We start from the raw sequence: 26,953 nt of genomic DNA, 5'->3' as shown, positions 1-26,953 counted from the left end.
TAACGGTGCACCTTGGTATTAAATCAAACATATTGGTTTCGTTATTACTGGCTATGATTTGCGGGGTTGAAAGTGTTAGCTTCGCAGAGGAAGTCAGTTGGACAGATAATGCAGCTCTTACTGGTACGTTGGAAACTGAATGGGCAGGAATGCTAGATGATGGCAGCACACAAAAGCTTGAGACGATTCTACAACCGGAACTGAATGTCAGTCTGACCGGTGACAGCTCCTTAACAGGTATTTTACGTATTCGTGGAGATGCCGAGGATAAACTGGAACCGGGTAGCCCTTATCAGGACAACCGTTCAACTGCATCTAGTTCTTTGTATTTGGGCGACAATGTAGATGTAGAACTCCGAGAGCTTTACATCGACAGTTATTTTGACGATACATTACTACGGGTTGGTAAACAACAAGTGGTGTGGGGTCAAGCGGATGGCTTAAAAGTTCTGGATGTGGTGAATCCTCAGTCCTATAGAGAGTTTATTCTAGATGATTTTGATAATTCTCGCATTCCACTTTGGACAATAAATATAGAGTTTCCTGTGGCGGATGAGTCACTTGTTCAACTGATCTGGCTTCCGGATACCACTTATAACGATTTACAGGAACCGGGGAGTCCTTATGCCTTTAGTAGTCCTCGAATAGTTCCTCAGACTGTACCTGGATTTAGTACAGTCATTCTAGACGCAACCAAGCCACATAAACCTTTATCAGATTCTGATTTTGGCGCCAGATTCTCCACCTTTTTAGATGGGTGGGATATTACTCTTAATTACCTCTATCACTATAAAGATAATCCAGTTTTCTACCGTCAAATTTTAGGAACACAAGTTACAATCACACCAGAATATAAACGAACCCATTTGATCGGTGGTACATTCAGCAATGCCTTTGGGGATTACATTTTTAGATCAGAAATTGGATATTCAACCAATAGTTATCATGTGACACATGACGCAATGGATTCGGACGGGATCGAAGAAACAGGAGAAGCCTCCTATGTATTAGGCGTCGATTACAGCGGAATCACTGATGTGTTTCTGAGTGCCCAGTTCTTCCAAACTGTTCTGACAGAAGATCCCCCAGGAATATCCCGTGATCAGGTGGAAAACACAATCACATTTTTAGTGGAACATAATTTTGCCAACGAAACATGGAAAGCTGAAATCTTATTAATCCAATCAATAAACGATGGTGATGGTATGGTGCTTCCCAAAATCTCACACGAATTTTCAAGCAATATAAGCATCTGGGCAGGTACTGATATTTTCTATGGTGATTCCGATGGCCTTTACGGGCAGTTTGATGATCAGGATCGCATCACCGTTGGATTTGAATGGGGCTTTTAAGTTGAATTGGACATCATGACTACAGCCAAAACTCACCGTTACCTCGGGCTCATTAGTCGATTCTAGATGATTTTGCCTACCCCCTTAGGAGGGGGATGCTCTATCCCCTGATAACTACCCTAACCTATTGTTTTAGTTACACTTTAATCAATGGTTAATGTGTATAGAACAGTGTATTTTAGCTTGGGAATTTAGTCAAGTATGTAAGGTTTTTTAAAGTCTTAATTAGCAAAACTTTAGAAAAATTATCAATCAAATAAATCGCGGAAATAACCTTTTATATTTTCCAGCATACTTGGTTCAGGAAGTTCGGAGTTTGATTCAGGTGTTTCAGATGTGCTTTGCTCATTAAGTTCAGAACTCCTTGGTTCTGTCATACCCTCTGCTTGCACAACCCAGCCGCCGCCCATTGACTTATAGATATCCACCATCGAAGTATAAAACGTACCTTGAACTTGGGCATAATTAAGCTCTGCGTTGAACAAACTAGTTTGTGCGTCCAGTACCTCGAGATAGCTACTATAGCCATTATCGTAACTCAGTATGGCCAAGCGCGCATAAGTTCTTAAGGCTTCAAGTTCTTTTTCTAGAGCTGCCAATTGTTCTTTAGTTTTTTGATGTTGTATAAGGGCATTTGAAACTTCACTAAAAGCATTCTGGATTGATTGTTGATATTGCAATAGCGCTTGTTGCTGTATGGCTTCACTTTGTTTAACCTGTCCAGCAATACCACCAGCAGTGAATATTGGAACAGAGGCGTCTCCAGCAAAGGTCCAAATACCCGAGGAACTTGAAAATAGATTCGATAGCTGCGTGCTTGATACACCTAATAAACCTGTTAATGAAATAGTCGGATAGTAGAGAGCTTTCGCTGCCCCTATTTGTGCGTTAGCTGCGATTAGATTTTGCTCAGCCTGAACTATATCTGGACGGCGCTCTAACAAATCTGATGGCAAACCTTCTGGAATTACTGGTAAATCAAGCTTACTAATGCTGTGGCCTCGTGGAATAGGTCCAGGATTTCTCCCCAGTAATAATGAAAGTGCATTTTCCTGTTGAGCAATTTGCATTTCTATCGGTGGGATACTGGCTACAGCAAATTCGTACTCAGACCGATTTTGTGCGAGTACCATTTCTGAAATCACACTAGCCTCATATCTTAATTCAAATATTTTAAGTGAAGCTCTTCGACTTTCTTCAGTGGCTCTAGCAATTTCTAGCTGCAAATCAAGATCTCGTAAATTAATGTAGGATGCTGCGACTGTCGAAACCAATGTTAGCACGACGGCGCGGCGCCCCTCTTCACTTGCCAAAACCTCTGCTCTTGCAGCTTCGCTCTGACGACGTAATTTCCCCCAGATATCTAACTCCCAACTAGCTGATATTGTGCCTTGGTATGAAGAGTAATTTCTATCTGCAGAAGGAGATAATGGTTCAGGGCCGCTATTCTCTGTGACACGCTGCCTTGCTGCGTTAGCATCCGCCCCCACTTGTGGAAATAGCTGAGAACGAGTGGTGCCATAACGCCCTATGTATTCCTCTATTCGAGCAGCAGCAATCTTAACATCGCGGTTGTCTTTCAATGCTGTTGCAATTAATTCATCTAACACCGGATCTTCAAATTGTTGCCACCATTTGGTATTGGCTAAATTGTTTGAAGTATTTTCATCAAGAAAACGAAATGTCTGTGGCGTATCTATTTGTGGTCTTTCGTAATCAGGGCCAACGGCCTTACAACCACTGAGTAAGAATATAGCAACAAAATATAATAAGTTTAGTTTATATATATCAACGCCCCTTTTTATGAATAGGACTTTTAGCAATCGTTTGCGAAGTTTGATTTGCTGTTTTATTTTTACTTAACTTACTAGATATAATCTCAAACAGATAATAGAACATGGGGATAAAGAACACTGCAATAGCAGTGGCAGCAACCATCCCGCCAATCACACCCGTACCGATAGAGTGACGACTATTTGCCGATGCCCCAACAGCTATTGCTAAAGGGACACAACCCAAAATAAAAGCTAAAGATGTCATGATAATCGGCCGTAAACGCTCTTTAGCTGCTGAAAGTGTGGCATCAATTATTGATTGTCCCGATTCTCGATTGAGTACCGCGAATTCAAAAATTAAAATTGCATTTTTGGCCGCCAGTGCAATTAACATGGTAAGACCAATCTGGAAGTAGATGTCATTATTTAGCCCACGTAATAAAATTGCCAGCAGAGCGCCAAATAACGCAAAAGGGACTGCCATCAAAACACCAATAGGTAATGACCACCTTTCATATTTTGCCGATAAGATTAGGAATACCATCAACAAGCCAAAAGCAAAAACCATCCCTGAAGTAGAGCCTGACTGAAGTTGCTCAAAAGCCTGTCCACTCCAAGCAATTTGATAGTCTTTTGCCGATAATTCCTCTTTAGCAAGCTCTTCCAAGGCAGTAATAGCTTGCCCAGAACTATAACCTTTTGCAGCATTCACTGTGAGCTTAACAGCAGGGAAATTATTAAACCTTGTAATTAAATCAGGTCCGGTCACAAACTTGCTGGTCACCATAGATTTGAGCGGCACCATGGCTCCTTTATTGCTACGCACATAAATATCATTTAAGTCTTCAGGTTTGAGGCGATCACCTGGTTCTGCTTGAATAATTACCTGCCAAAGACGGCTGTCCTTATTAAACTGGGAAACATACAACGAGCCAAACATTGTCTGCATTGTGCTATACACGTCTTGAACAGGCACTCCCAATGACTCAGATTTAGTTCGATCAACCTCAACCAGTAATTGTTGTGAAGTCGCATTAAACGTTGAAGTAACACCACTTAATTCAGGTCGCTGCTTGGCTTTCGCAATATATTTTTCCACCGTCGCAGACAATTGATTCATTGTATTGTTACCGGTACTCTGAATCCACATCTCCATACCACCAGTAGTCCCTAGCCCTGGAATTGATGGTGGATTGATTGGCAGAACAATTCCCTCCTGAATTTGCGATAATTCTTTATAGGCAGCTTGGGCAACTGCTTTTGCATTTTGGGTACGAATATTATCCATCTTATAGCGCTCATCAAAGCCTTTGAACCCAATAAAGAATGTACCTGCATTATTTTTATTCTGACTATCTAGCAAGCTAAAGCCACTCACCATCGCAATGCCTTCAACGGCATCTTGCTTCATAAAATAATCCGTCACTCGCTTACCGACCGCCCCTGTTCGATCAAGACTTGCAGAATCAGGCATAATCACAGCGCCAAGCAAATAACCTTGATCCTCCACCGGAAGAAAGGCTTTTGGAATATTATCCATCATCGATACACTCAAACCAATCATGCCACCAAATAATAACAAGGCAATTAAAAAGCGTTTTATGATGAAGGCAACAGCTTTGGTATAACCCTCCGTCATACGAGTAAAGGTATTATCAAACCATTTGAAAAAACCTCGCTTTTCGCGTTGGCCTGGTTTTAGCAAAAGTGCTGCTAGTGCAGGTGAAAGTGTAAGTGCAACAAAACCTGAAAGTACCACTGATATTGCAATCGTAATAGCAAACTGCTTGTAAAGTTCTCCCGTAATACCAGCCAAAAATGCTACCGGTATAAATACTGAACACATCACCAATACAATTGCCACTACTGGTCCAGAAACTTCATCCATAGCTCGCTTGGCTGCATCCTTCGGACTTAACTTGTATTCTTGCATATTCCGCTCAACATTCTCTATAACCACAATCGCGTCATCCACCACAATACCAATTGCTAATACCATGCCAAATAATGTCAACATGTTGATGGAAAAGCCTAATGCCAAAAGGCCCACAAAAGCACCAATGATTGAAACCGGTACAGCAATCACAGGAATAAGCGTGGCACGAACGCTTTGAAGGAAGATAAACACCACTAGCACCACCAGCACCAAAGCTATGAAGAAAGTATTAATCACATCCTTGATGGAAGCACGTGTAAATTCGGTAGTATCCATCACAATTTTGTACTCGATGCCTTCGGGGAATGAACCTTTCATCTTAGCTAGCGTAGCTTTTACTTGTGCAGAGACATCAAGAGCGTTAGCGCCTGGCTGCTGATAAACCGCAAGCAATGTTGCTGGTTTACCTTGAAATGTACTACGTAATGAATAATCTTTTTGACCAAATTCAGCACGACCCACATCCTTCAGACGTACTATTGCAACACCATTACTATCTGCGCGAAGAATGATGTTTTCAAATTCAGAAGGTTGAGTCAATCTACCCTTTGTAGTCACAGCAAAAGATTGTTCTACAGCTGCCCCCGTGGGTGATTGTCCGATCTGACCAACTGCAAACTGTTGGTTTTGATTCGCTACCGCATTTTGTACATCACTTGCGGTAATACCAAGCTGCGCCATACGATCTGTTTTTAGCCAAATACGCATTGCATAGTCCGGCGTGCCGAAGATGGCAGACTGATTTGCACCTGGGACACGCTTTAACGCATCAAGCACGTAAATATTTGCATAATTGGCGATGTAGGTTTCATCGTAACGATCTTCAGGTGAATAAACTGCAATCACCATCATAAAAGCAGAGGATTTTTTCTGTATTGAAACCCCTTCATCTTGAACGGATTGCGGTAACTGGGGCAAAGCCAAGTTAACCCTATTTTGAACATCAACTTGAGCCAGTTCAGGGTCTTTCCCAATATCAAAAAATACGTTTAGCGTCATGTCACCTGTTGATGAACTCGACGAGTACATGTAGATCATGTCATCAGCACCATTAACCTGTTGCTCGATCGGCGCTGCTACATTATTAGCAACAACATCTGCGCTAGCCCCCGGGTAAGTTGCCGCTACCGTGATTTGTGGTGGAGTAATTTCTGGGTATTGTGCAATCGGCAAATTTAACATTGCTAATGCACCTGCCAAGGTGATCACAATAGAAATAACCGCTGCAAAAATTGGTCTGTCGATACAGAAGTGAGAAAGGTTCATGCGTGACTCCTAAATCACTCTTTGTATTGGCCGTTGGAATTGGGCGATTTTTCTGGATTTAGTCTTAATTTTTCACTTGGAAGTATGGGTACAGCAATATTCGATGGCGCTTTCGGCTCATCCTCTAACAGCTTCGTTTTTACCTCAGTAATTTTAAGTGGTTTCTTTGCCTTCACACGAATTGCACCTTCAACCACTACGCGCTCACCTGCTTTTAAACCACCATTGATAAGCCAATCATTACCAATCCAATCACCTACTTCAACCATGCGCTGTTCTGCCTGATTATCCTTGTTGATAACCCATACAAAATGGCTCTTGGCTCCCTGCAAGACTGCAGTCTGTGGCACAATAATTGCGTTCTTACGACTGGCACCAGACACCTTTGCTCGCACGAACTGTCCTGGTCGCAATTGTCCATCAGGATTCTTAAATACAGCACGTACTAGAAAAGTGCCAGTTTCCTTGCTAAATGATGGATTGGCAAAACTGATGTAGCCCATATTTGGAAAAATAGACCCATCTGCAAGAGTTAGCTGCACTTGAAACTTGCTATCTTTTGGACCTAACAGCAGTCCTTTTGCCACATTATCACGATAACTAAAGAGCTCATTTTCAGAAACACTAAAATTAACATTCATAGGGTCGATGCCTGAAACACTTGTAAGCACACTACCTACAATAAGATAGGCACCCTCATTTGGCTTAGCATTTCTTGATAGGCCCGATATTGGCGATACAATAGTTGTGTAGCTAAGGTTAAGTTCAGCAACTCTCACTTGCCCCAAAGCAGAAATTACAGCAGCCTGCGCCTCTTTTTCATCACCGGTAACGGTATCCAGTGTTTGTTGACTGACTGCATTTTGTTCTGCCAGTGGGATAACTCTAGCTAATGTTGCTTTAGCAACTTCTAACCTTGCCTGCTGTTGAGCAAGTTCACCTTTCGCTGTTAATAATTCAGCTTCAAATGGTTTGGGGTCCATCTGAAACATAATTTTCCCGGCAGTGACAAACTCACCATCGTTATAAAGTTGTTGGTCAAGAAAACCGGCAACACGTGCTCGAAGTTCAACCTCGTTCGGACTTAATGTTTGTCCTACATATTCAAAATCAATTGGAGTATCTTGCGTTATTATTTTCATCACCGATACTTCAATCGGCGGTTTTGGTGGTGGTGGTGATTTTTTATCACATGCAGTCAATAACAATGTAGTTATCAAGAATGTAAAAAAAATGAGTGTTTTTTTCATAATTACTTCCATAAACATTAAAAATAATAGTTAAGAAGTAGACTAAAAAAAGGATTTATTAATTGCTTTTTAAAAATACAACTTTCATGAATCATAGCATATTGCTCCTAAAATATTTAAAACTCATACATGTGATTATATTGATATGATGTTTAAATATTTTAAGTTTATAAAAAAGGAAAGTAGATGAAAAAGTTATTAGCTTTGTTGGTATTAGCTGTACTTCTTACAGGTTGTTTTTATGCTGCAAAAGAAGAGGCAGAGAAAGAGTGTGATAAAGCTGGAGAAAAATGCGAGTCAGTGAGTGAAAGTGATTTAAATTCTTAAGATAAAGTAATTGAATTTCCCCTTAGGAGGGGGATGCTCTATCCCCTGATAACTACCCTAACCTATTGTTTTAGTTACATTTTAATCAATGGTTAATGTGTATAGAACAGTGTATTTAAGCTTGGGAATTTAGTCAAGTGTGACATTATTATGCCCAGTATTTAGAGAAGTTTTATTACTTTTAGATTACTGGTAGTGAAGTGTTTTGGTTATAAATATTTTAATATACTTATCAGCTAATCATTAATTAATGCAAAAGTCTTTAACACATATGGCTAAACTTATTAGCTCGTTATTAATTAATTCAAAGGTCTCCACCCAATCAGGTTGTGGCTTATCTCCGAATCGCTTATAAGATAATTCAACAACGTATATATCTCCACTTTTATAAAGTTTAATATCTCCGGCCTCAGTACCTTTTAAAAACCCAACTTTTTTAAATGGTGAGCTAGTCCTGTAAATATAATAAGTATTATTAACAGAACTGTTACCTAAACGATAAGTATTTATGATTGTGTATGGAAAATATTTAGGACCTTCAATAATTTTAATCGGTCGTGCAGCATGGCTATCATCAACATTCTTGTGTTCTATCAATTGATTATCTGAATCTATGATCATAAACTCTGTCTTTTTTCTTGGAGCATCCTCAAAAATATCTTTACTATTATCATAGTCATAAGGGTCACAAGACTCATGTTCTTTTGCCATTCTTGTTTCAGTTGTTTTAATTAGAAAAGTTATATCATCTATCTTTTTTGAAGACGTTATGATGGTTTCAGAAGTGCAAGGATAGTTATATCTATTTTTTCTGGGTGAATATTCAACCCCGTCAACAGGAACAACTTTAGCCACTTTTCCTCTTAGGGAATCTTCAGTTATTAAAGGTTTAAATGCAACTAATAGTTTTTTTTCTGCGATTACCAGATTAGGTATTAAGAATAAAAGTAGTAGTAGTTTATTCATATCAGTCCTTTAATAATCATCCAGCATTTGCCTCATGGAAGTATTGGCATCCTCAACACTAAGCCCGCCAGAAACTGGATATATCACCTTATGCCAATTAGGCCATGGTGATGAAAATGCACTTAAGCATTTATTATATTTATCACTCTCTTTAAAAAAGTACCTACAACTTTTTTCTATTTCATTTTTAGATTCCTTGCTCATAGCCTCTACTTCAAATAAGAATGGACTTGTTGTGTTATTCCATTTACTTGTATCTTTAAATTCTCCAGTCACTAAAACTTCGTTGCCTATATTCTTTTTATAATATGCCATTCCTTTTTTATCAAAGATTAATTCAACATGAGTCATATTATTCTCTTGTTCAAAATGGAGTCCAAAATATGGCTTAACTATTGGTGCTTTATAACCCGGTCCACCGTCATAGCGACTGGGCATAAAAGTTCCGTAAATACATTTTGCTTTATTAAAAGTAAGTATGGGAGAGTCGAAATTTCTCCCTAAATGATCAATTACATTTTTAGAAGATAGGATACCTTTGACTCTTATTGTTTTTGACAGGGGTACATCAAAATTACCTATAGGATTTTTAATAGGATTGCCATCTTTGTCGTTCCATATATAAGTTGCATTAATGCAATCTATCTCCGAACAATTACAAGTATGACTCTCGCCAATCACTAGATTAGGTATTAAGAATAAGAGTAGGAGTAGTTTTTTCATAAGACCTCATTATTGAATTTTATAAGCATGTCAGCTAATTCATCAGCTCTTTTTTTCGTTAATTCTCTCATTGTTATCTGGTGGGACAATTCACCTATTTTTCCCTCTGCTTGACTCATTTCCCACCAAGATGAATAATAAATTTTATCTTTTACCTCACCAGTTTCAGGGTTCCTAAATGTCATTGATAATGCTTCTTTGTCACGATACTTAATCCATTCCCGTTGTTTGTTTCTTAATAAAATCTTTTTTTCATCACTCAATAAACTCATTAATTTTTTGTAATTAACATTGAGACGTTGGTCTTCGTAAGTGAGATCAACTGTTTCACAATCTTTGACATCGTTTGTATATCCGATGACGGATGTCTCTTTCTCATAAGCCTTGTCACGGCACTCTTGCAGTCTTTCTGATATTATGTCTTTATCCCCCGTCCAATCTTCAGTACAAGAAATTAGTGGTATTAGCAATAAGAGTAATAGTAGTTTTTTCATTTTTCTATTTACAGTATTTAAGGTTTAAACAACTGTTATCTATTTCAGGTTTGCTCATTCCTCTTCGCAAATAATTCCATTCAGTACTTCTAACTTGAACACTGCCATTATGAGTATTTACACTGTACATCGTGGTAGTACTATATGAAGCTGTTGGTGATGATGTTGCTATAAAGAACATAATGTTTCCATCATAAAAATTTGGATTATCACCAACAACCTCTTCTATATTATCAATAGTAAGTACCTTTAGATCATCAGAGGAATGAACGCTTCCATCAGACATTTTATAACTCGGATCTTCTTTAGTAGTGGTGAATAATTCACAAAACATATAAGGACGGCAATCATAGCTAAACATATGCACTTTATCTTTATAAACCTCTACTTTGTATTCTCCGGTAACAGCAATATTTAGGTTTTTAATAGTTTTGGATCTACTAATTTCAGCAGTCACCCCAAAAGAGGAAAGCAACAATATAAGTGAGAGTAATTTTTTCATTTGAAAGTCCTTTTATTCTTTTTAAATTTCTATATTTAAAAGGTAGTTTAAAAGGATAAAAGGTTACTTTTTTTTGATTATAAGAAATATTGAAGATGAAGGTAAGTAAAATTTTGTTAATTGAATTCCCCTTAGGAGGGGGATGCTCTATCCCCTGATAACTACCCTAACCTATTGTTTTAGTTACACTTTAATCAATGGTTAATGTTTACTGACAAGTGTATTTTAGCGTGAGAAATTAGTCAAGTGTGACTTTATTGTGCCCAAATTTTTTAAGTAGTTTTTTTTAGTTGACTATCGATACAAGCTGATAAAAGGAAATACAACTCCACTCCATCCTAACTCTTTAATTTTCAAATCATTTCTTTAGCATAGACATGATCACTTAAATTTTTTGGTAAGTTACCCATTGTCATAGCTTTTATAGTCATCAAATGACTTATAATAATATGAAATAAATAAGTAATTTTTTTGCTTAAAAATAAACAAGGCTTGCTGTGAATAATAAAAATATACTAGATTTATTCTCTGGTTGCGGAGGACTTTCCTTTGGGTTCGAGCAAGTAGGGTTTAATGTTTTGGCTGGAATTGATTCATGCAAAGATGCATTAAAAACCTTTAAGTTTAATCATAAAGACTCTCTGGTGTTCAAACAAGATCTTTCAGATCCCAATTTTAAGATTATTAAAAATCAGCTTAATAGAAAAGTAGATTTAATTATTGGAGGCCCTCCGTGTCAAGGTTTTTCAATATCAGGTAAAAGGAATCCAAACGATCCGAGAAATAAGTTATATATTGCTTTTGTAGAAGCTGTTAAATACTTTAAACCTGAAGCCTTTGTCATGGAAAATGTACCCAATTTAGCCTCAATGCAAAAAGGATTAATTTTAAATTCTATTCTCAAAGAATTTGACGATTTGGGATATAAAACTTTTCATAAAATTCTTTTAGCATCTGATTACGGGGTTCCTCAAAATAGAAGGCGATTATTTATCGTTGGCTTTAAACATGACGTAAAGTTTTTCTTCCCTATGCCAAATGATAAAAAAATAAATTGTGAAGAAGCAATAAGTGATTTACCAGAGGGTGAGATAGTTGATGGTTTTAGCAACCCATCTGCCTCCAAATCCAAATACCAAGAATTAATGAGGAAGAACACCAATCAATTATTTAATCACCAAATAACTCGACATTCAGAACAAACAGTATCAATAATTTCACATGTTCCTGATGGAGGGAACTTCAAAAACTTACCAGAAGAATTTAGAAATACTAGAAACGTAAATATTGCCTGGACTAGATTTAATAGTAAAAAACCAAGTTCAACAATTGATACTGGGCATAGACACCATTTTCACTATAAATACAATCGTGTGCCAACGGTTAGAGAGTCAGCAAGGCTTCAAAGTTTTCCAGATGAGTTTATCTTTTGTGCATCTAAAACTAGTCAATATAAACAGGTGGGGAATGCAGTTCCCCCTGTACTTGCTGCAGAGTTAGGCAAAAAAATATTGGAAGTATTGAAATGACACAATTAAAATATGAGATTCCAAATCAGCACTTTTTTCGAATTCATCATGTGCGACCACGTTTTAAAAATGATGTAGAAAATGTATTAATATATATAGCATCAGAAATAGCAAAAATCCCAACATTAACAAAAGAAAATTTTTGCTCAAAACTTGAGGCTGCTATACGTTTGTTTCCAGGTAATGGGTCAGTAACAGCAAAGACAATTGCTAATTGGAGGACAGAAATAGCAGCATTATTTGGTTTTATTGAGCACTCAAACGGATTATATAAACCTGGCAACATTGCTGAATTATTAGCAAAGAATCAAGACTTACTTGAGTTCTTTAGATATTTTTTGAATAAATTTCAATATCCGGGTGGTCATTTAAAATCAAAAAGTTCACTTGAAATGTTACAGGTAGAGATAAAATTCAAACCAGCTACATATATTTTAAACTTGATAATAGAAGCACAGAAATCATTAAACATTACAAAATTTGGTGTTTCTAAATCAGAAATATGCCATTGTGTATTTAATGATTTAAGATCTACTACAGGTTCCAGAAGTTATCTCGATACTGTTAACTTAATTTTAAATAATAGAAAAAATAAGCTCGTATATGATGAATCAGGTGATGTGGTCAGGTATGCTGGAGACATTTTAGACTATATGGAGTTAGCTGGTCTTTTAAAAAGAGAAATATATAATGGAAGATATTATATTGCTGCTGCTCTTAAAACTGAAGTTTTACTTGCATTTACAAGTGATAAAAGTTTCTTCCCTGAATATAGCTCTTTATATGGTAGAAAAAATTTAACTTTAGCTGATGTTAACTTAACCAACGAAAAATGGTTCTCTTACGTTAATAAAACTTTAAACCCAGGTGTTTTTGAAGGTGATGTTTCTGAGATATTAAATGATATGACAGACGAAGAGGAACAAGAGTCTGGATTATTAAAGGATTTAATAAAAAAAATTAATCAAGATTTATTGAACAAAAGTGAAGTCACTACAAAAAAAATTGGATTTGTTGGTGAGTCAATATCAATAGAGCATGAGAAATCAAGATTACGGTCTATTAATAAAGAAGAGTTTATAAAAAATGTTAAGAAAATACCTGACCATTTGGGTGTCGGATACGATATACAATCGCACCAAGGTAGCTTGCCTATGAAAAAATATATTGAGGTAAAAACTACTATTTCTAAAGGTAAAATTAATCACTTTTCATTTCATATGACACCTAACGAATGGGATGCAGCGCAAACATTGAAAGATTCATATTATGTTTATAGGCTTCTTATCTCATCAGATGGAATTAGGTTATTTCAGATTCATGACCCTGTTTCTAAGTATAAAAATGATTTATTAGATATGTCTCCAAGAGGAGGTGCTGATATAAAATATACTGAAAAATCTGGCACTTGGGAAAAATTGTTAGTTTAAAAAGATGAAATATAAGTTAGCTTCTTTATTTAGTGGTTGTGGTGGAATGGATTTAGGTGCGGAAGGCGGATTTACTTTTCTAAAATCGAATTATAGAAAACACCCTATTAAAACTGTTTATGCAATGGATTTTGATGAAAAAGTAACCTCTATTTACAACCAAAATTTTAAACAAGAAGCACAAGTTATAGATATCAGAGATTTAGTTTTGGATGATATTCCCACACATGATATTTTGACTGGTGGATTTCCATGCCAATCATTTTCAATTTTAGCTCAAAATCCAAAAAGGTTAGGCTGTAACGATCCAAGAGGGATGTTGTATTCTGAGATGTGCAGAATTCTTCGAAAAAAAAAGCCTAGTGTGTTTATTGCAGAAAATGTAAAAGGGATCTTGTCAGCGAACCAAAAAGAATCTTTTCCTTTGATATTAAAAAAATTTGAGAGGTGTGGTTACCATGTTAAGTATTCACTTCTAAATTCAGCTCACTTTGGTGTCCCCCAGAAGAGAGAAAGGGTTTTTATAATTGGCTTTAGAAGTAAAGCAGTATATAACAGATTTTTATTTCCTCTCCCCACCCATACAAATAATTTTGAGCCATTATCAAAAGTCTTGTTTTCGTCGGAAAAAATAGAAGATAAATACTATTTCAGCCAAAAAGCAGTTGATGGAATGTTGAATTCTAGAAATTCTAAAATCATGAATAAAGGAAGGGCCCAAAAAATAGATTTACCTTGCAATACAGTCACCTCTCATCTTGCAAAAGTAAGTCTAAATAGCACGGATCCAGTACTATATGAAGATGGAAGATATAGGATGTTTACTCCTAGGGAAGTAGCGCGGATACAATCTTTCCCAGACAGTTTTAAGTTAGTAGATTCAAAAACTATAAATTATCGAGGGTTAGGTAATGCTGTAGCTCCAGTAATGATGTGGCATATAACTGATGCTGTAATAAAATCCTTAGAGTAGAATTTAGATAAGATTTCATAAAATCTTTTTTTTGTATTTGTGGATTACTACTTAATAGACTTTAACATTTCATTCTGAAGCTAAATTAATTTTATTTATATATTTGCAATAATCACAATCTGCATTTGCATCAGGGATTGTTTGAGATTTTAAACATTTTATGAGCTTTTCAAGTGTTGACTCAATCCATGCATCGTTTCCCTTATAAGGAATCATCTTAATATCAAAAGTTAGGCTGCTATTAAAGTGATTATCAAATACCTTTCCATTACAGTAAACAAACCATCCTTCATTATCTACCTCGAATCCATTTGATCTCATTAACCACTGATAAAATTCCATTTGACGCTTATATGCAATTTGCCAATCCGCATCGAGATTTACTTCCGTTTTTTTTGATGTGGCCTTATAGTCTGCAATAATCAACTTTTTAGTTTGATTATGAATCCATACATCATCAATAGCACCAAACCATAAAAAACCACGCTTTTTATCCTCAAATTGCACTCCTTTAAAATTGAATCTCCATTGATCCAAAAGCTCATGCTGAAATGGGATTGCATCTATATTAGCTTCAGACATTAATGGATGCGGCTCACCTTTTCTTCTGTATTCGTCAAATTCATTTTTTAGAAGAGAATCAATAGCAATATTTAGATTAAATGGTGGACCTGATACCCTAGAGACACCTTTTTTATATCTCAAATAAAAGCATCTTTCGCAGTTAAGAAATAAGTCAACTCCAGTTCTGCTTATCTTAAATAAGTCTTTTGATGCTGGATCGTATAGTTTATTTTTTGGCATAATTTATTAAGCTTTATAAGTATTATTATTTTAAATTCTTCTCAAAAATCCCCTTATCCTGCACATATCCTTCTCTAAAGGGATTGGTATCTTGAATATAACCTTCCCCATATGGGTTCGTATCTTGCACATACCCTTCTGCAAATGGGTTACTATCTTGCACATACCCTTCTGCAAATGGGTTATCGTTTTGGATATACCCATCGCTAAATGGATTCGTATCCTGATGATATCCATCCCCGAAAGGATTATCTCCTGCAAGACCAAAGTTCATGAAAACAATCGTCAGAGTACTTACGAATAACTTGATAATAATTTTTTTCAAAATTTTAAACCTCAGTTTTAACTGGGAATGGTAAAGCGCCCCAGTCCTCGTCAGGATTGTTAAGCATAATTTCAGCAAATAAAGGAACTAAGACTTTCATTAAAGAATTACAATCATTAACCTGTTTTCTATTTACCGCACTATTCCATGTTGCACCACCATGCATAACTTGGTTACGCAATACATAAAAGCGTTTAAATAGAATTATTAGGATCTGACCAATACAATCTTCGTAGTCCATCAGATTCTCAACATCACGTTTCTCTTTTGTGCGGATGTATTTCCAAAAATCTTCACCCTTTTTATTGTCCCAAAAAGGACTAATGATGTATTCATTCTCTAAGATTTGAATAATCACTTCACGATGACCATTAGTAATTAATTCATGGATTTCTTTCTTCCCATGTTTCACCAACTTTTGGAAATAGCTTGTCATTAAGCTTTTATCAAAAACTCCTTCTTCAGATGATCTTTCAGATGTATAAGCCGCATTGAATGCGATCCATAGAAAGATAAAGCTCGCATCACTGTCTTCAGTCTCCATTTCAGCTCTTTTGATCCAACTTAAAGATCTATGGATACGTGTTGAGAATTCTTCTTTAAAATTCTCACGGTTATCTCTATGTATAGTTTTTAAATCATCAAATTTCATCATTCTTTCCTCCAATATGAGGCCTTATTTATCCTCTTATTTGAAAGGTAGGATGAATTGAGAAAAGGTTACTTATTTATCCTAAGAACTCTTTATTTTCTTCTATGAAATCTGATTCTTGAATTTTTGGGAATTTTCCTTCACCTTCTTTGATAGGATATGAGGCTATCGTTCCATCAAAACCTTTTACAGCCTCGTTATGAAAGCTAGTTATATCGAACCAGAACTGCGTGTTGTAAAAGAATTTTCTTTTATCATTTTCCTCATTATGTTTCTTCAGGCCTTCTGGATCTTTATCAAATCCATTATTCTCTCTCCGGTCATTTCTTAAATACTCCCAATCTTCATCTAGAAATGCAGTAACCTCAAAATCAAGAACATCATATGTTCGTCCATTAACTGCCTCAACTGTATGTAAAAGTGATTGCCAACGGATACCACTGGACAGTGAATCTCGATCTTTAAAAATAATCAATTCTGCATAAATTCTTTTTTCAACAAATTGATACTCAATGGGAACTCCTTTGAAGGGTTTTGAGGGATCAACAGATGAATCTTCCTTGTCGATAATAACGCAGTCATCAATTGAATATCCCCAACCTCCTTTGATTGGTAAAACTAAATTGCTTGTCTTCTGTATGAAATTCCTAGGTGAATTTTCATAACCAGTTTCAACACCCTCCCATTCACTTGGAAGCTTTGGAGCATCTATTTCAATCATATTTATCCCTCAACAATAATAATTACGAACATCCGCTGAGCTTCAGCATAATTTAATTTCCCATCTTGGTTTAAATCAAGTTGATTGAATTGTTGATAATCCATATAAGCAATATCCTGGTCTACTTCCTCAAAAGAATGGAGCCCATCCCCATCTTCATCAAGTGCAATAAACTGACCTTGAGATATCCCATTGACTGCTTTTCTTGATTCTTCAAAACTCAGCTTTGCGTCCTGATTCTTATCAGCATATTCAAACTGTTGGATAGCTAAGGCTAATTTTGCTTGCTGTGCCTCTGCTAGAGTCCACTCGCCATCTCCATCACTATCAAAGGTATTAAAATCATAGATATCAGGAGAGACAGCAGCTGTTTGTAAAACTGCTTCGGTAGGTATCGTGAGCCTTGCAATGATAAAACCAATTGTAAAGAATCCTGCCATCAAGGCTGCAAAAGCTTTCCAAACATCCTTAATACGATATAAAAAAGGTGTCGGGGCTGCCTTTAATTTTTCATTAAAAGATTTCATCTGGGCAGGTGGTGTTTTAGCAGCGATGCCTAGATCTTTATTGACCTTCTTAAATACTTGTTTAATTAATGCATCTTCATTTATTTTTTGAGTAGCCATTATTTCACCCTCTCCAAACAAGGTTGAATAAGTTCCTTGAGCATCGTATTAAATTCAGACACGATCTTTTTTAAATTTGAAACCGTTTTTCCAGAAATATTTGTCAGCTCACTGTAAGCGTGACCCTCTACCTTTACTTTACTGAAAAGTTCTGCACCTTCAGGATCATCCTTACCACACTCTTTAATGACCTCTTCCATACATTTTTTAATCATCATAGAGTCTCCAGGATTTGTAGGATTCTCACCTTCCCCCCTCCCAGGATCATCCGGAAGCACCTCAAAGCCACCTTTTTTCATGCGATCTCTTGTCACATTAAATACATAGCTTTTTAACCAGGCACTGATTGCAAATGCTGAGGAGGGTTTGGTTTGTTTTGAAAGTAAACTTAAAAAGACATCCTGCAGAACTTCTTCAGCCATTGCATCGTCATATTTGTTGTACATGAAATCACGCTTAATCACTATTAAGTAGTGGCGACTAAAACCCTCATATAACATTGAGACTGCTGTCTTTCTGGACTCAAAATCACCCGCATCAAACAAGCGCATAATCTCTTTAAATTGATCAGATGTAATTGTCATAGCGAATAAGTTTAGCATTATTATTAAAATTTTCTTAAAGACCTTGAGCGGCAGCCTTATCGGTTAAGGATTTAATATATTTATCGTTTAGTCCTTTAAAAGATGCTTTTGCTTTATTTAATACAAGAAGGGTTTTCCATAGAACTTTTGCATCAGATTGCAAACTTTCACTTCTTTCTGGAAACTCATTTGACCATTCATTCATTTGATTTGAAAGGTATTCAATAAGCAATGTGCTCATTTTGTGGCATTTTGGTCTCTCTGCCAGATCAAGCCAATTTGCTTTGGGTTTAGAGAGTACTTTCATAGTTTTATTATCTGGATTTTCAAAATAGCCCTCATATTTATTAAGGATAACAAGTGTTTTCCAGAGTGCCTCTATTTCCATCTCTACACTTTTAAGTTGATTACCTGTTTGCGTTTTGGCATATTCCGCAACAATATCTGTTGTAATTTGAACCGTGGATTGAGTTACCAAGAGTTTATCTCTTGGCTCAAGATGATCTTGCATATAGACTTTATCTTTTGATACTATTTTTTTATTATTCATACTTATTCCTTTGAATTTTAGGTTTATATATAAAAGGTGGGGCTTAAGGCGGATAGGTTACTTTTTAGTTATTTTTTTACTAAGTGTATTTTTAAAAAAATGATAAAAAGTAAACAATAAGGCAATTACGAATAAATGTTTCATTTGAACCTCCAGTTAAAAAAGTTATTTTTCTTGCTTATTTAAAAGGTGGGGCTTGAGGTAAAAAGGTTACTTATTTTATTCTGAATCTAAAAATAAATAACCAAATTATTATGTGGCTCATATTTCCGGGACTTTACTTACATGCCCTTAGAAAATCTCATTTGACGATGATTTTCAAACCACTCTTTGAGTTTATCCACATGCCATTCATACAAACCATACATCACTGAATCAACTCCATGTTCTTTCAAGAGTCTTTTTAATATTATTATGGATTCAAGGTAAGGCAGATCTTGATTCTTTTCTCCATCATCGAGGATATTATTCACGGTACCTCGGTAAGGAAGAGCCTTTATCATTCTTTCTATTCCATCTTTATTGGGCTCTTCAGGGCCAATGAAATACTCTCGTAATTCCATTATGGTTTTAAGTGGGAGTGCCTCTAGCAGACTTTCTGCACCGTAGGCTTCTATGGTCCACTCTACACTAGTGATATCTCTGATGAAATCACCATCTTCAAACATTTTTTTATGTTGGTGAGGATGCCAGGTGATGTTATCGATCACATTGGTAGGTTCAGGTTCTTTATAAGGCTCTACATTTCTGAATAGTTGGAGCAATGCATTGCAACCATAGCCTTGATACTCATCATCTTCAGTCTTTCCAAAATTACCTTTTATGAGCTTACCCATTATTCAATCTCCTTTATCTTAGTAACAACCATTGCTATCGCAAACTGTTAAACCTTCATCATAAATAAAGGTTTTGCTTCCATCATCTTTAGGAATTACATAGTATTCAGTCTCAGTTCCTTCATCAGTGCCTCTAACAATAAGACCGGAATCCTTAGCGCCTCTTATGATTACTAAGCTGCCATCATCTTTATAAAAGCTGTTATCACCAGAATTTGTGTTTGAATCAGCAAAATTAAAAGAACCAGAGTCATCAAAAAGAGATGGTGAATCTAAGAAACTCTCTGCATTAGCTAAGCCTAAAAATGAAAAGCTCAAAGTCATTGTGATTAAACTGGCATAAAATCTATTTGTATTTTTCATATTGTCTCCTTATAGAGTTATTGATTCTTTTTTAATAAATGCTTCTGCTGTTTCTAGTTCATATGTTGCTATTGAATTTCCGGTGTACCATGTTTCTTTTTTGTCTTCTGCTACTTCTTTTTTTAAGTCATCTAGGTATTTTTTAGACAATACTTTCCAGCCAAAGCACAGGTGAGGTACTTTATGATCACCTTCTTTTGCTCTTTTGTATTTAACATTGTTACCTTCTCTGTAGAATGCTTCCCAGCCGTATTTATCGAAGTAACTTAATGTTACTTCACAGTCATTTAATAAGAAGATATCTCCGTTTTCGTGTGTTACGAACCATGATCCTTTGAATAATTCGTATGATTTTGCTTTTACTTTGTAGCATTTTTCATCTTCAACCATATCTTTTTCAGCTATCCAGTTGTTAGGTGTTGCATTATTGTTTGTCCATATATATGTATCTGGACCTTCAACTTTAAAGCCAAAGCTTTTTCTGTGAAGAGCGTATAACGCTATGTAGTTATCACGACCTTTTCTTATTGCTAATTTTTTTTCTCTTATGTTCAATTATTTCCCCTTGTTTATTTCTGCTTCTTTTAATCCTTCCTTTGCATTCGCTTCTTCTCTTAATTTTCCTGAAGTGAATAAAGCCCATGAAGATCTAGAGTTGCCCATGTTCCATGTAAAGTATCTATTTCTTCTTGCTTTAGTTTTTCTGTGTTTCATATTGCCTCTTATAAAAAAATTGGTGGAGGTGGCGAGAATCGAACTCGCGTCTTAAAGAGTCCCCATAGAGGATTTATCTTTAATCAAAACCCTGCACCCCCTTTACATTTAAAGAGTAGATTGAAAGTTAGAAAAGTTATTTTTTAATTAAGATTGAAGATAAGCCACTTATGCAGCTAAATCCTCAACCTTTTGCTCCGGCTCTTTGAAAAGAAAATCACATTTATTAAAGAGCCAAAGCGTTCTCCAAAGCACTTCAATATCAGCCTGATAATTTTCACGTTCTTCTGGATACTCCTCAGCCCATTTACCAATTTGTGTAGCCAGGCTTTTAATAGCAGTCTCAGCAACAATCTTACAACCCATGGGTGTAAGCATCATGTCTTGTACTGTTATCTCCTCTAGTTTCTTATTTTCTAGTTTTTTATTCTTCATAGATTTCTCCTTAGTTAAATAGCCCGACCTGGTAATATCCAGGCCGCTGGCATCCGGACTTGCAGCGTCCTTTGACTGTTCTTGCTTTGCATCACATAGTGATTAGATTGTGTTACGGTTAGTTACTGATGGTCTCATCAGTCAGGTAAAAAACCTGAGACACTCTCCCGAGTGTTTCGACCTAAGCATTACTTGGCTGTTATAATTACTTCGCCATCCTTTGTGCGTTCAGCAGGCCAAGTACCCGTTGGTTTAGTTTTTTGTCGTGCTCTGTTTCTTTAGAGTTTCGGTTGACTCCTCTAACCTTTATCATTGATACGGTAGGTCGGTTCGACCTTTTTTTAGCTTAACTAAATAAAGTAGATTGAAAATTAAAAAGGTTATTTTTTATTCGCTTTAATGTCGTCTTAGATCAAATTTACCAAAACGACACTTTCATCCCTGACTGTCTAAGGCTGGATAGTCCTATTTCATAACAAGTAATATATTGCGATTAAAATGATTACAATTACCACATGAGCTGCAATTGCTTTGAGTAGTTTTTTCGTTTTTTTAGCTTTTCTCTTTCTTACTTTCTCTGCTTCTTTCCATTGCTTTACTCTTTCTTGTTCTCTTTTGTATTCCCTGAAAGCTTTATTTTTATATCCTAAGTACGCCATTTTATTTCTCCTATTTAGCTACTTTGGCAAATGCCTAGGTGTAGCAAGTTGGTTTAAATCCACCTATTTTTTTATGTAATTACCTATCTTTTAGAAACTCACGCAAATATCCCACCTTCCATGCGATATATTTTTTTTGGGCCTCTTTTAATTGCTCTGGTTTAAGTTGGGTTGGTATTTTGTTTCTTTTGATTTCTTTTTCTTCTTGTTTAGATCGCACCCATCTAATTTGATGGTATAGATTTTTCCATACTTCTTTTGGTGACATGTCTCTCTCCTATTTAGCTACTTTGACAATTGTCTAGGTGTAGCAAGTTGGTTTAAATCCACCTAATATTTCTGTCTAGCTAAACTCTCCTTTGGCTGCCCTGACTGCTCTCCACATAATTACTAGAGCAATGACAACCCAGAAAAAAGCACTACCTGAATCTTTTCTCATACTCATAGCTTCTCCTTTTAAGCTATTACAACATCTATATTATTTAATTATTAATTTGTGTAAATCAGGAATTTCATGAGTTGAGCCACTGTAAATTTCTAAGTTTTTTATTTCCTATTTTTTTTAAAACGCTTTAGTATTTCTTCATCAGATATTGTATTCAGATCACTTGACTCGAAACACTTTCTAAATTCATCTTCAGTTTTATAGGCTCCGTAAACCCAATTAACTGTATCACTCCCTTGCCCGTTACATTGAGCTGTGCCGCCTATCAATGCAACTTCATTATTCTCATTTTTAATTTTGATAGAGAACACATAGTGTTGTTCTTGCTCAGCCAATGCGTCAATATAATCTCTAAAAAATTGGATTCTTAATGCATCATTAATTTCTTCAGGTTCACAAAACCCTTCACTTATCATTCCTTTATCAGAGAAGTCATCTGGATGCTGATAACTTGCATCAATTGTAAGATCGTAATATTGCTCTTGCTCTGACTCAAATAAGTAGGCATCACTTGATTCAAGCCACTCATAAAAATCCCACAATTTATCACTTTTTGGAAAAGCTACTTTTCTTCCATAAGCCACATCAATTAACTGATCTCTTATTTTTGCTAACTTTGTTGGGAGTTTATTTATTTCATTCATAATATTATTCTTGTTGAATGCTGAAATTGTATAACGAACGTAGAACAAAATAATCTAGCCATTTACCTATCTCTTTTTCTGAAGTTGGTATAGTTTGAGGTTTAAAACAGTTATGAAAAATATACTCTAATTGTCTATGGGCCCCAATGATAGGATCCACTGTCCCCAAAGCTATCTCGAGATAACGTTTGCTATAACCCTCAAATAAAAGCGAGGCAGCTTTTTTTATATCATTTGTATCCTCTGAATTCAATAAACGAAGAACTTCCTTAGCATCAATTTTTTCAAGATTAAAAGGCTGCCGATTAATTTTCATACTAGCGAAAGCAATAAACCTTACATCTTGTGGAGGTTCATGCCAATAACAGTGCAAATTATGATTAAAACTCATTTTGTCATTTGCATAATTTTTAACGGCATTATCGAGCCATGCACCTATGTCTTTTTCTGAAGTCGGTTTAGTTTCATCATTTTCTATGTTCCAGAAAATATCTCTTAAAGCTTCATTTTTTTCAGTTTCATTTTGAGCTTCTTCTTCATCCTCTGTCTTTAAAGATTGTGAATCTCCTTTAACTTCTGAATACCATTCCCATATGAACGCATGTGGATTGCTAGGTTTACTATCAGCAACACTCTGAGCTATCTCGAAGTAACGTTTGCTATAAGCTTCAAATAAAAGTGAGACAGCTTTTTTTCTATTCTCCCTATCCCCTGAATTTAATGAGCCTAGAACTTCTTTAGCGTCAATTTTTTTTAGATTAAATTTTGGCAGCTTGACATCAAGACCAGAAACATAGCGATACATATCGATATCTATTTTTTCTTTTTTTACGTCCATTTTATCTACCATTTTTTATCCTCGGCACATTTTAAAAATTGTCATATCCAAATTTTTTCATATCAAATGCAATATTAACTTTAGACTTAGCCCAATAAATTCTTCTACCTAGTGATTCCTGATAATTCTGCAATGGAATAACTTTTGTGCTTAAAGTGTAACCAAGCTCGCCTAATTCATCATTAGTCCATTTAGGCGTGTTTTGTTTCTCTTTACATAAATATTTATAGACTTCTTTCTTTCGTTCCTTGATAGTCATAAGCTCTTTATTTCTTAAGATTTTTTGATTGCATTGATTGCAGCAAGGAACTTTTAAGAATTCAGCTCCATAATTTGTTTCCATAAAGTTTTTACCAAAAGCGTAAGCCTGTTCAACCGGAGGAACGTAGTCAATATCATTCGAAGGTGATCCGCAATAAACGCATTTATCTTTTTTAAAATAATTTGCGTTCATATAATGCTTATCCATGATCGAACTTAATTGTTTATTTCTTTGTTTATTATTCATTTAAAAAATCTCCTTTTCATTAGGAACGTTATCCTTTTGATTAAAAGGTAGCTTGAAAATTTAAAAGGTTATTTTTTCCAAATAATAGGTATTTCATATTAATCTTGAGGTTTTAAAAGCTTGAATCCTTTATGTTCTATCAGAAGTAGATAGGCCTAAATATCTTATATATTCCTGATAAAAGGCTTATTAAAGGGTGAATCTATAATAGAAAAATCTATGCTTAGGAACTTCATATAGAGAACTTAATGCTATGACTCTACCATCTCCGATTTAACCATTAACAATAAGAGGGGGATAAATTTTTTTATAATTTATTTAGAGCTTTTGATATAAATTCATCATGAGTAATTTTGAAGGATAATTCACCATCAGTTCCAGATACTTTATATTGCTCTCTTTTTCTTCGTTCGACTTTTACCCACTCTATATCCTCATGATTAGAATCTAAAATTAACTTAAGTTCGTCAAAACTTAGTCCAACCACACCATCGTCTCCACATACCAACAAAATAACAATGTCATCAAAAATATTTTTTAATTCACTTATGAAGTCCTGATGTTGCTTATAAAAAGAAAATTTCCATGGAGTTAATCGTTTTTTTGAGTGCTTTATGTAAAGGGCAACTGAATCGTTTATAGCGTAAGCGCTGTTGTCATAATGTTTATCAAGAACTTCAACGGTAACTGGGGATTCAGACCCTTCACAAATAGCCCTTAATGCTGCGCCATGGTAATATTCAAACTCGTTAATCATACTTTATGGTGTTTTAAATTTCTTATTACAGTATATTTACCATCATATACATAAAATAATCTAGCTTTATTCTGCTGTATCGGTGAGTAATAAATCCAAATATGATGAATTGCAGCAGGGTTATCATCTTTAATTCTTCTTATATCGGCTCCACCGATAAAACCTCTCGGTCTTTCAATATTTGATATATCAGTATATTTTGGATTAAAGGTATCAATTGATGTTGGTCCGTTAATTGAAATTGATTTTTCTTGTTGTGGCATATTATGCTCAATAAATAACAAAATATATGATGGGACATGATCATCACCAAGTAAATTTTGCAATTCTTTTAACTTTTCATAATTATTAAGTTGTGAGGATTTCATTATCTTTTCAACAGAGCTATCAAACTTAAAAAGTTTAAACCCCATTTCACCTTTTTGATGATTAACAAACCCAAGGTCAATACTATTTTTTGCTGCTGGCGTATGCCGAGAACTTCCAAGCCATGTCGGAACCGTTTTATTCGATTTTATTGATGCAAGAGAAAAGTTATGCATCATGAAACATTTATGCCAATCATTGTAGAGAGAATCAGGTATGGTTAATTCAAATTCCTTAAGATATTCATTTCTTGACCCAAACATCCTAGCTCTTTGAATATAAGTATCTTGTTGAATTTTTATGGCATTTCGAGCAAAAAACATACTTAAAAGATTATTAAAAGTTAAGCCTCTAGAGGCAATATTACCACCTACGCAAACTGTAAAAGGAACTATTGGATTAGTGCCATGATCGAAATCGGAACCTTCATCTCTCTTGGCTATAAAATTCATTTTTAGAACTTTATTTTTTGAAATATTATTTACAATATAGGTAAAAATTATTTCAACATCGTTAGGGTACTTTTTTTCAATCGCTGCCTTTACCTTAGTCCATCTTAATTCGTATTTAGAATCTTCTTGGCTAATTAATGACCTTATAAATTTACTAACAATTCCATAATCAATAGCATGCATATCAGTCTTATGACTTGTATGTACAAGCATACAAAAATTTTTGATTTCATCTCTATTTCTTGTATTTAAGTAACCAACTGTAGCAATAAAAATAGAAAGTGCGTCTTCAAGATATTTAGGGTTATCATCAATAGGAGGTAATAATTTTAAATTAAACCCTAATTCATGATCTCGGTTGGATGGAAAAAACGTTTGTGCTCCATTATAATTTTCATGTGCTTTGAAATCTACCCAATTTTCAGCAATATTATCAAAAGTATTATTCAGATCGAGCCTAGCCGGAGTTGCAGTTACTCCTATATATACCCCATCTTTTTTTAGAAGATTACCTACTAGTTCATTTATTTTTGTTTGCTCATCTACTTTATTAATTTTCCCATCTGGACTTGCATAATCAGCCTCATCATCAATAATAACCTTGCCCTTAAATTTATCTATTTTATCCAGTAGTTTTTGAAGGTCTTTTGAGTTCTTTTTACAAAAAATAACCATTTGAGTTTCATGATCTATTTTATAGGTTGGGGTAATTATTTCTTGGTAATCTACTGGAATAGGAGTTACGTGTGCTCTCACAAACCTATCAATATTTTGATCTCTAAGATGTAAATTATCGTTTATTAAAATAATTACAATTTTATTTCCTTCGTCAATTAATTTTGATGCAAGACATATCATCATCTCCGTTTTACCACTTTGAGGTTCACCGTATATTACAAAGGAATTTTTATTATTTCTAAGATTGTCTATTGCTTGTTGGACTGTATCGTTTATACGTTCCGTATTTTTTCCCTCATTAAGTACCCTATTGAGCTGAAACTCATATGATTTTTTTAAAACTTTTACTTTATTAATATCATCTCTTATTGACATATATTTAATTCCAATTTATTTATTTTATTTTATCATCAAGTGATTGGGTAATAACAATCTCTCAATATTTAAAAAGTAGATTAAACGATCAAAAGGTT

31 protein-coding genes and 1 other RNA gene are annotated in these 26,953 nt (G+C 35.2%); 5 read left to right on the top strand and 27 right to left on the bottom strand.

All coding sequences use genetic code 11. The annotated features are described in order from the left end of the window. Positions 1-5: 5 nt before the first annotated feature. Positions 6-1,352, top strand: coding sequence for a hypothetical protein (locus K6112_06925; protein QZP17741.1), 1,347 nt, complete (start codon positions 6-8; stop codon positions 1,350-1,352). 248 nt (positions 1,353-1,600) lie between these two features. Here the strand turns inward: K6112_06925 and K6112_06920 are convergent, their stop codons facing one another. Genes K6112_06920 through K6112_06910 form a run of 3 tightly spaced genes read right to left on the bottom strand, consistent with a single transcriptional unit; the run spans position 1,601 to position 7,591 of the window. Then, on the bottom strand, positions 1,601-3,175 hold the full coding sequence (locus tag K6112_06920; protein QZP17740.1) for an efflux transporter outer membrane subunit: 1,575 nt from the start codon (positions 3,173-3,175) through the stop codon (positions 1,601-1,603). Further along, entirely contained in the window at positions 3,141-6,329 is a 3,189-nt protein-coding gene (locus tag K6112_06915) for a multidrug efflux RND transporter permease subunit (GenBank protein QZP17739.1), read from the bottom strand. Before K6112_06915 ends, K6112_06920 begins: the two co-directional genes overlap by 35 nt. A gap of 14 nt (positions 6,330-6,343) precedes the next feature. Next, complete coding sequence (locus K6112_06910; protein ID QZP17738.1) at positions 6,344-7,591, bottom strand: efflux RND transporter periplasmic adaptor subunit; 1,248 nt, start codon at positions 7,589-7,591, stop codon at positions 6,344-6,346. 174 nt (positions 7,592-7,765) lie between these two features. Between K6112_06910 and K6112_06905 the strand changes: the two genes are divergently transcribed. Then, positions 7,766-7,906, top strand: a complete 141-nt coding sequence (locus K6112_06905; GenBank protein QZP17737.1) for a hypothetical protein — start codon at positions 7,766-7,768, stop codon at positions 7,904-7,906. Between the two features lie 243 nt (positions 7,907-8,149). On the opposite strand, the gene K6112_06900 is transcribed toward K6112_06905, so the two are convergent. Genes K6112_06900 through K6112_06885 form a run of 4 tightly spaced genes read right to left on the bottom strand, consistent with a single transcriptional unit; the run spans position 8,150 to position 10,591 of the window. Next, positions 8,150-8,872, bottom strand: coding sequence for a hypothetical protein (locus K6112_06900; protein ID QZP17736.1), 723 nt, complete (start codon positions 8,870-8,872; stop codon positions 8,150-8,152). A gap of 9 nt (positions 8,873-8,881) precedes the next feature. Next, a complete protein-coding gene (locus tag K6112_06895; protein ID QZP17735.1) occupies positions 8,882-9,595 on the bottom strand; it encodes a hypothetical protein in 714 nt (237 codons plus the stop codon). Next, positions 9,592-10,089, bottom strand: coding sequence for a DUF1311 domain-containing protein (locus tag K6112_06890; GenBank protein ID QZP17734.1), 498 nt, complete (start codon positions 10,087-10,089; stop codon positions 9,592-9,594). Before K6112_06890 ends, K6112_06895 begins: the two co-directional genes overlap by 4 nt. Before the next feature lie 4 nt (positions 10,090-10,093). After that, entirely contained in the window at positions 10,094-10,591 is a 498-nt protein-coding gene (locus tag K6112_06885) for a hypothetical protein (protein ID QZP17733.1), read from the bottom strand. Between the two features lie 497 nt (positions 10,592-11,088). On the opposite strand from K6112_06885, the gene K6112_06880 reads away from it, so the two are divergent. The 3 genes from K6112_06880 to dcm are packed head-to-tail and all read left to right on the top strand — an operon-like array spanning position 11,089 to position 14,523. Beyond that, positions 11,089-12,120 (top strand): DNA cytosine methyltransferase, encoded by a 1,032-nt coding sequence (locus K6112_06880; protein ID QZP17732.1) that lies wholly within the window; start codon positions 11,089-11,091, stop codon positions 12,118-12,120. Beyond that, entirely contained in the window at positions 12,117-13,550 is a 1,434-nt protein-coding gene (locus K6112_06875; GenBank protein QZP17731.1) for a DUF3883 domain-containing protein, read from the top strand. The genes K6112_06880 and K6112_06875 overlap by 4 nt, the downstream gene beginning before the upstream one ends. A gap of 4 nt (positions 13,551-13,554) precedes the next feature. Then, complete coding sequence (gene dcm / locus K6112_06870) at positions 13,555-14,523, top strand: DNA (cytosine-5-)-methyltransferase (protein QZP17730.1); 969 nt, start codon at positions 13,555-13,557, stop codon at positions 14,521-14,523. 69 nt (positions 14,524-14,592) lie between these two features. Here the strand turns inward: dcm and K6112_06865 are convergent, their stop codons facing one another. The 20 genes from K6112_06865 to K6112_06770 form a co-directional block, all read right to left on the bottom strand. Continuing rightward, positions 14,593-15,327, bottom strand: coding sequence for a PD-(D/E)XK nuclease family protein (locus tag K6112_06865; GenBank protein ID QZP17729.1), 735 nt, complete (start codon positions 15,325-15,327; stop codon positions 14,593-14,595). Between the two features lie 25 nt (positions 15,328-15,352). After that, on the bottom strand, positions 15,353-15,652 hold the full coding sequence (locus K6112_06860) for a hypothetical protein (protein QZP17728.1): 300 nt from the start codon (positions 15,650-15,652) through the stop codon (positions 15,353-15,355). Between the two features lie 4 nt (positions 15,653-15,656). After that, positions 15,657-16,319 carry a hypothetical protein gene (locus K6112_06855; protein ID QZP17727.1) on the bottom strand — a complete coding sequence of 221 codons (663 nt, stop codon included), beginning with the start codon at positions 16,317-16,319 and terminating at the stop codon, positions 15,657-15,659. 61 nt (positions 16,320-16,380) lie between these two features. Next, positions 16,381-17,025 (bottom strand): hypothetical protein, encoded by a 645-nt coding sequence (locus tag K6112_06850; protein QZP17726.1) that lies wholly within the window; start codon positions 17,023-17,025, stop codon positions 16,381-16,383. Positions 17,026-17,027: 2 nt separating this feature from the next. Further along, a complete protein-coding gene (locus K6112_06845; protein ID QZP17725.1) occupies positions 17,028-17,651 on the bottom strand; it encodes a hypothetical protein in 624 nt (207 codons plus the stop codon). Then, positions 17,651-18,235, bottom strand: a complete 585-nt coding sequence (locus K6112_06840; GenBank protein QZP17724.1) for a hypothetical protein — start codon at positions 18,233-18,235, stop codon at positions 17,651-17,653. The genes K6112_06845 and K6112_06840 overlap by 1 nt, the downstream gene beginning before the upstream one ends. 34 nt (positions 18,236-18,269) lie before the next feature. Next, a complete protein-coding gene (locus K6112_06835; GenBank protein ID QZP17723.1) occupies positions 18,270-18,785 on the bottom strand; it encodes a hypothetical protein in 516 nt (171 codons plus the stop codon). Between the two features lie 281 nt (positions 18,786-19,066). Continuing rightward, positions 19,067-19,621: a hypothetical protein gene (locus tag K6112_06830; protein ID QZP17722.1), complete on the bottom strand. Its 555-nt coding sequence runs from the start codon at positions 19,619-19,621 to the stop codon at positions 19,067-19,069. An 18-nt stretch (positions 19,622-19,639) separates the two neighbouring features. Continuing rightward, complete coding sequence (locus K6112_06825; protein ID QZP17721.1) at positions 19,640-19,984, bottom strand: hypothetical protein; 345 nt, start codon at positions 19,982-19,984, stop codon at positions 19,640-19,642. A gap of 9 nt (positions 19,985-19,993) precedes the next feature. Next, positions 19,994-20,539, bottom strand: coding sequence for a hypothetical protein (locus K6112_06820; protein QZP17720.1), 546 nt, complete (start codon positions 20,537-20,539; stop codon positions 19,994-19,996). Beyond that, on the bottom strand, positions 20,540-20,698 hold the full coding sequence (locus K6112_06815; protein ID QZP17719.1) for a hypothetical protein: 159 nt from the start codon (positions 20,696-20,698) through the stop codon (positions 20,540-20,542). It lies immediately after the preceding gene. A gap of 20 nt (positions 20,699-20,718) precedes the next feature. Next, positions 20,719-20,799, bottom strand: a transfer-messenger RNA (tmRNA) gene (ssrA, locus tag K6112_06810). A 67-nt stretch (positions 20,800-20,866) separates the two neighbouring features. Continuing rightward, positions 20,867-21,133, bottom strand: a complete 267-nt coding sequence (locus K6112_06805) for a hypothetical protein (protein ID QZP17718.1) — start codon at positions 21,131-21,133, stop codon at positions 20,867-20,869. A 470-nt stretch (positions 21,134-21,603) separates the two neighbouring features. After that, a complete protein-coding gene (locus tag K6112_06800; protein ID QZP17717.1) occupies positions 21,604-21,792 on the bottom strand; it encodes a hypothetical protein in 189 nt (62 codons plus the stop codon). Between the two features lie 79 nt (positions 21,793-21,871). Then, a complete protein-coding gene (locus K6112_06795; protein QZP17716.1) occupies positions 21,872-22,060 on the bottom strand; it encodes a hypothetical protein in 189 nt (62 codons plus the stop codon). A 278-nt stretch (positions 22,061-22,338) separates the two neighbouring features. Further along, a complete protein-coding gene (locus K6112_06790; protein ID QZP17715.1) occupies positions 22,339-22,881 on the bottom strand; it encodes a hypothetical protein in 543 nt (180 codons plus the stop codon). A 4-nt stretch (positions 22,882-22,885) separates the two neighbouring features. Continuing rightward, complete coding sequence (locus K6112_06785; protein QZP17714.1) at positions 22,886-23,731, bottom strand: hypothetical protein; 846 nt, start codon at positions 23,729-23,731, stop codon at positions 22,886-22,888. A 19-nt stretch (positions 23,732-23,750) separates the two neighbouring features. After that, complete coding sequence (locus K6112_06780; protein QZP17713.1) at positions 23,751-24,227, bottom strand: hypothetical protein; 477 nt, start codon at positions 24,225-24,227, stop codon at positions 23,751-23,753. A gap of 307 nt (positions 24,228-24,534) precedes the next feature. After that, a complete protein-coding gene (locus tag K6112_06775) occupies positions 24,535-24,984 on the bottom strand; it encodes a hypothetical protein (protein ID QZP17712.1) in 450 nt (149 codons plus the stop codon). Then, positions 24,981-26,855, bottom strand: a complete 1,875-nt coding sequence (locus K6112_06770; protein ID QZP17711.1) for a DEAD/DEAH box helicase family protein — start codon at positions 26,853-26,855, stop codon at positions 24,981-24,983. Before K6112_06770 ends, K6112_06775 begins: the two co-directional genes overlap by 4 nt. Positions 26,856-26,953 lie beyond the last annotated feature (98 nt).

Source organism: Methylophilales bacterium (genome assembly GCA_019823025.1).
Taxonomy (GTDB): Bacteria; Pseudomonadota; Gammaproteobacteria; order Burkholderiales; family Methylophilaceae; genus BACL14.
This window is presented reverse-complemented; position numbering and strand designations above follow the sequence as displayed.

What these genes read in the sequence shown, in the direction of transcription:
- K6112_06780 (QZP17713.1), bottom strand. Translation starts at nt 24,227, where the DNA reads ATGAATAATAAACAAAGAAATAAACAATTAAGTTCGATCATGGATAAG.
- K6112_06770 (QZP17711.1), bottom strand. Translation starts at nt 26,855, where the DNA reads ATGTCAATAAGAGATGATATTAATAAAGTAAAAGTTTTAAAAAAATCA.
- K6112_06800 (QZP17717.1), bottom strand. Translation starts at nt 21,792, where the DNA reads ATGGCGTACTTAGGATATAAAAATAAAGCTTTCAGGGAATACAAAAGA.
- K6112_06905 (QZP17737.1), top strand. Translation starts at nt 7,766, where the DNA reads ATGAAAAAGTTATTAGCTTTGTTGGTATTAGCTGTACTTCTTACAGGT.
- K6112_06830 (QZP17722.1), bottom strand. Translation starts at nt 19,621, where the DNA reads ATGGGTAAGCTCATAAAAGGTAATTTTGGAAAGACTGAAGATGATGAG.
- K6112_06815 (QZP17719.1), bottom strand. Translation starts at nt 20,698, where the DNA reads ATGAAACACAGAAAAACTAAAGCAAGAAGAAATAGATACTTTACATGG.
- K6112_06845 (QZP17725.1), bottom strand. Translation starts at nt 17,651, where the DNA reads ATGGCTACTCAAAAAATAAATGAAGATGCATTAATTAAACAAGTATTT.
- K6112_06885 (QZP17733.1), bottom strand. Translation starts at nt 10,591, where the DNA reads ATGAAAAAATTACTCTCACTTATATTGTTGCTTTCCTCTTTTGGGGTG.
- K6112_06785 (QZP17714.1), bottom strand. Translation starts at nt 23,731, where the DNA reads ATGGTAGATAAAATGGACGTAAAAAAAGAAAAAATAGATATCGATATG.
- K6112_06790 (QZP17715.1), bottom strand. Translation starts at nt 22,881, where the DNA reads ATGAATGAAATAAATAAACTCCCAACAAAGTTAGCAAAAATAAGAGAT.
- K6112_06910 (QZP17738.1), bottom strand. Translation starts at nt 7,591, where the DNA reads ATGGAAGTAATTATGAAAAAAACACTCATTTTTTTTACATTCTTGATA.
- K6112_06805 (QZP17718.1), bottom strand. Translation starts at nt 21,133, where the DNA reads ATGAAGAATAAAAAACTAGAAAATAAGAAACTAGAGGAGATAACAGTA.
- K6112_06825 (QZP17721.1), bottom strand. Translation starts at nt 19,984, where the DNA reads ATGAAAAATACAAATAGATTTTATGCCAGTTTAATCACAATGACTTTG.
- K6112_06795 (QZP17716.1), bottom strand. Translation starts at nt 22,060, where the DNA reads ATGTCACCAAAAGAAGTATGGAAAAATCTATACCATCAAATTAGATGG.
- K6112_06915 (QZP17739.1), bottom strand. Translation starts at nt 6,329, where the DNA reads ATGAACCTTTCTCACTTCTGTATCGACAGACCAATTTTTGCAGCGGTT.
- K6112_06895 (QZP17735.1), bottom strand. Translation starts at nt 9,595, where the DNA reads ATGAAAAAACTACTCCTACTCTTATTCTTAATACCTAATCTAGTGATT.
- K6112_06835 (QZP17723.1), bottom strand. Translation starts at nt 18,785, where the DNA reads ATGAATAATAAAAAAATAGTATCAAAAGATAAAGTCTATATGCAAGAT.
- K6112_06875 (QZP17731.1), top strand. Translation starts at nt 12,117, where the DNA reads ATGACACAATTAAAATATGAGATTCCAAATCAGCACTTTTTTCGAATT.
- K6112_06840 (QZP17724.1), bottom strand. Translation starts at nt 18,235, where the DNA reads ATGACAATTACATCTGATCAATTTAAAGAGATTATGCGCTTGTTTGAT.
- K6112_06865 (QZP17729.1), bottom strand. Translation starts at nt 15,327, where the DNA reads ATGCCAAAAAATAAACTATACGATCCAGCATCAAAAGACTTATTTAAG.
- K6112_06850 (QZP17726.1), bottom strand. Translation starts at nt 17,025, where the DNA reads ATGATTGAAATAGATGCTCCAAAGCTTCCAAGTGAATGGGAGGGTGTT.
- dcm (QZP17730.1), top strand. Translation starts at nt 13,555, where the DNA reads ATGAAATATAAGTTAGCTTCTTTATTTAGTGGTTGTGGTGGAATGGAT.
- K6112_06890 (QZP17734.1), bottom strand. Translation starts at nt 10,089, where the DNA reads ATGAAAAAACTACTATTACTCTTATTGCTAATACCACTAATTTCTTGT.
- K6112_06775 (QZP17712.1), bottom strand. Translation starts at nt 24,984, where the DNA reads ATGATTAACGAGTTTGAATATTACCATGGCGCAGCATTAAGGGCTATT.
- K6112_06900 (QZP17736.1), bottom strand. Translation starts at nt 8,872, where the DNA reads ATGAATAAACTACTACTACTTTTATTCTTAATACCTAATCTGGTAATC.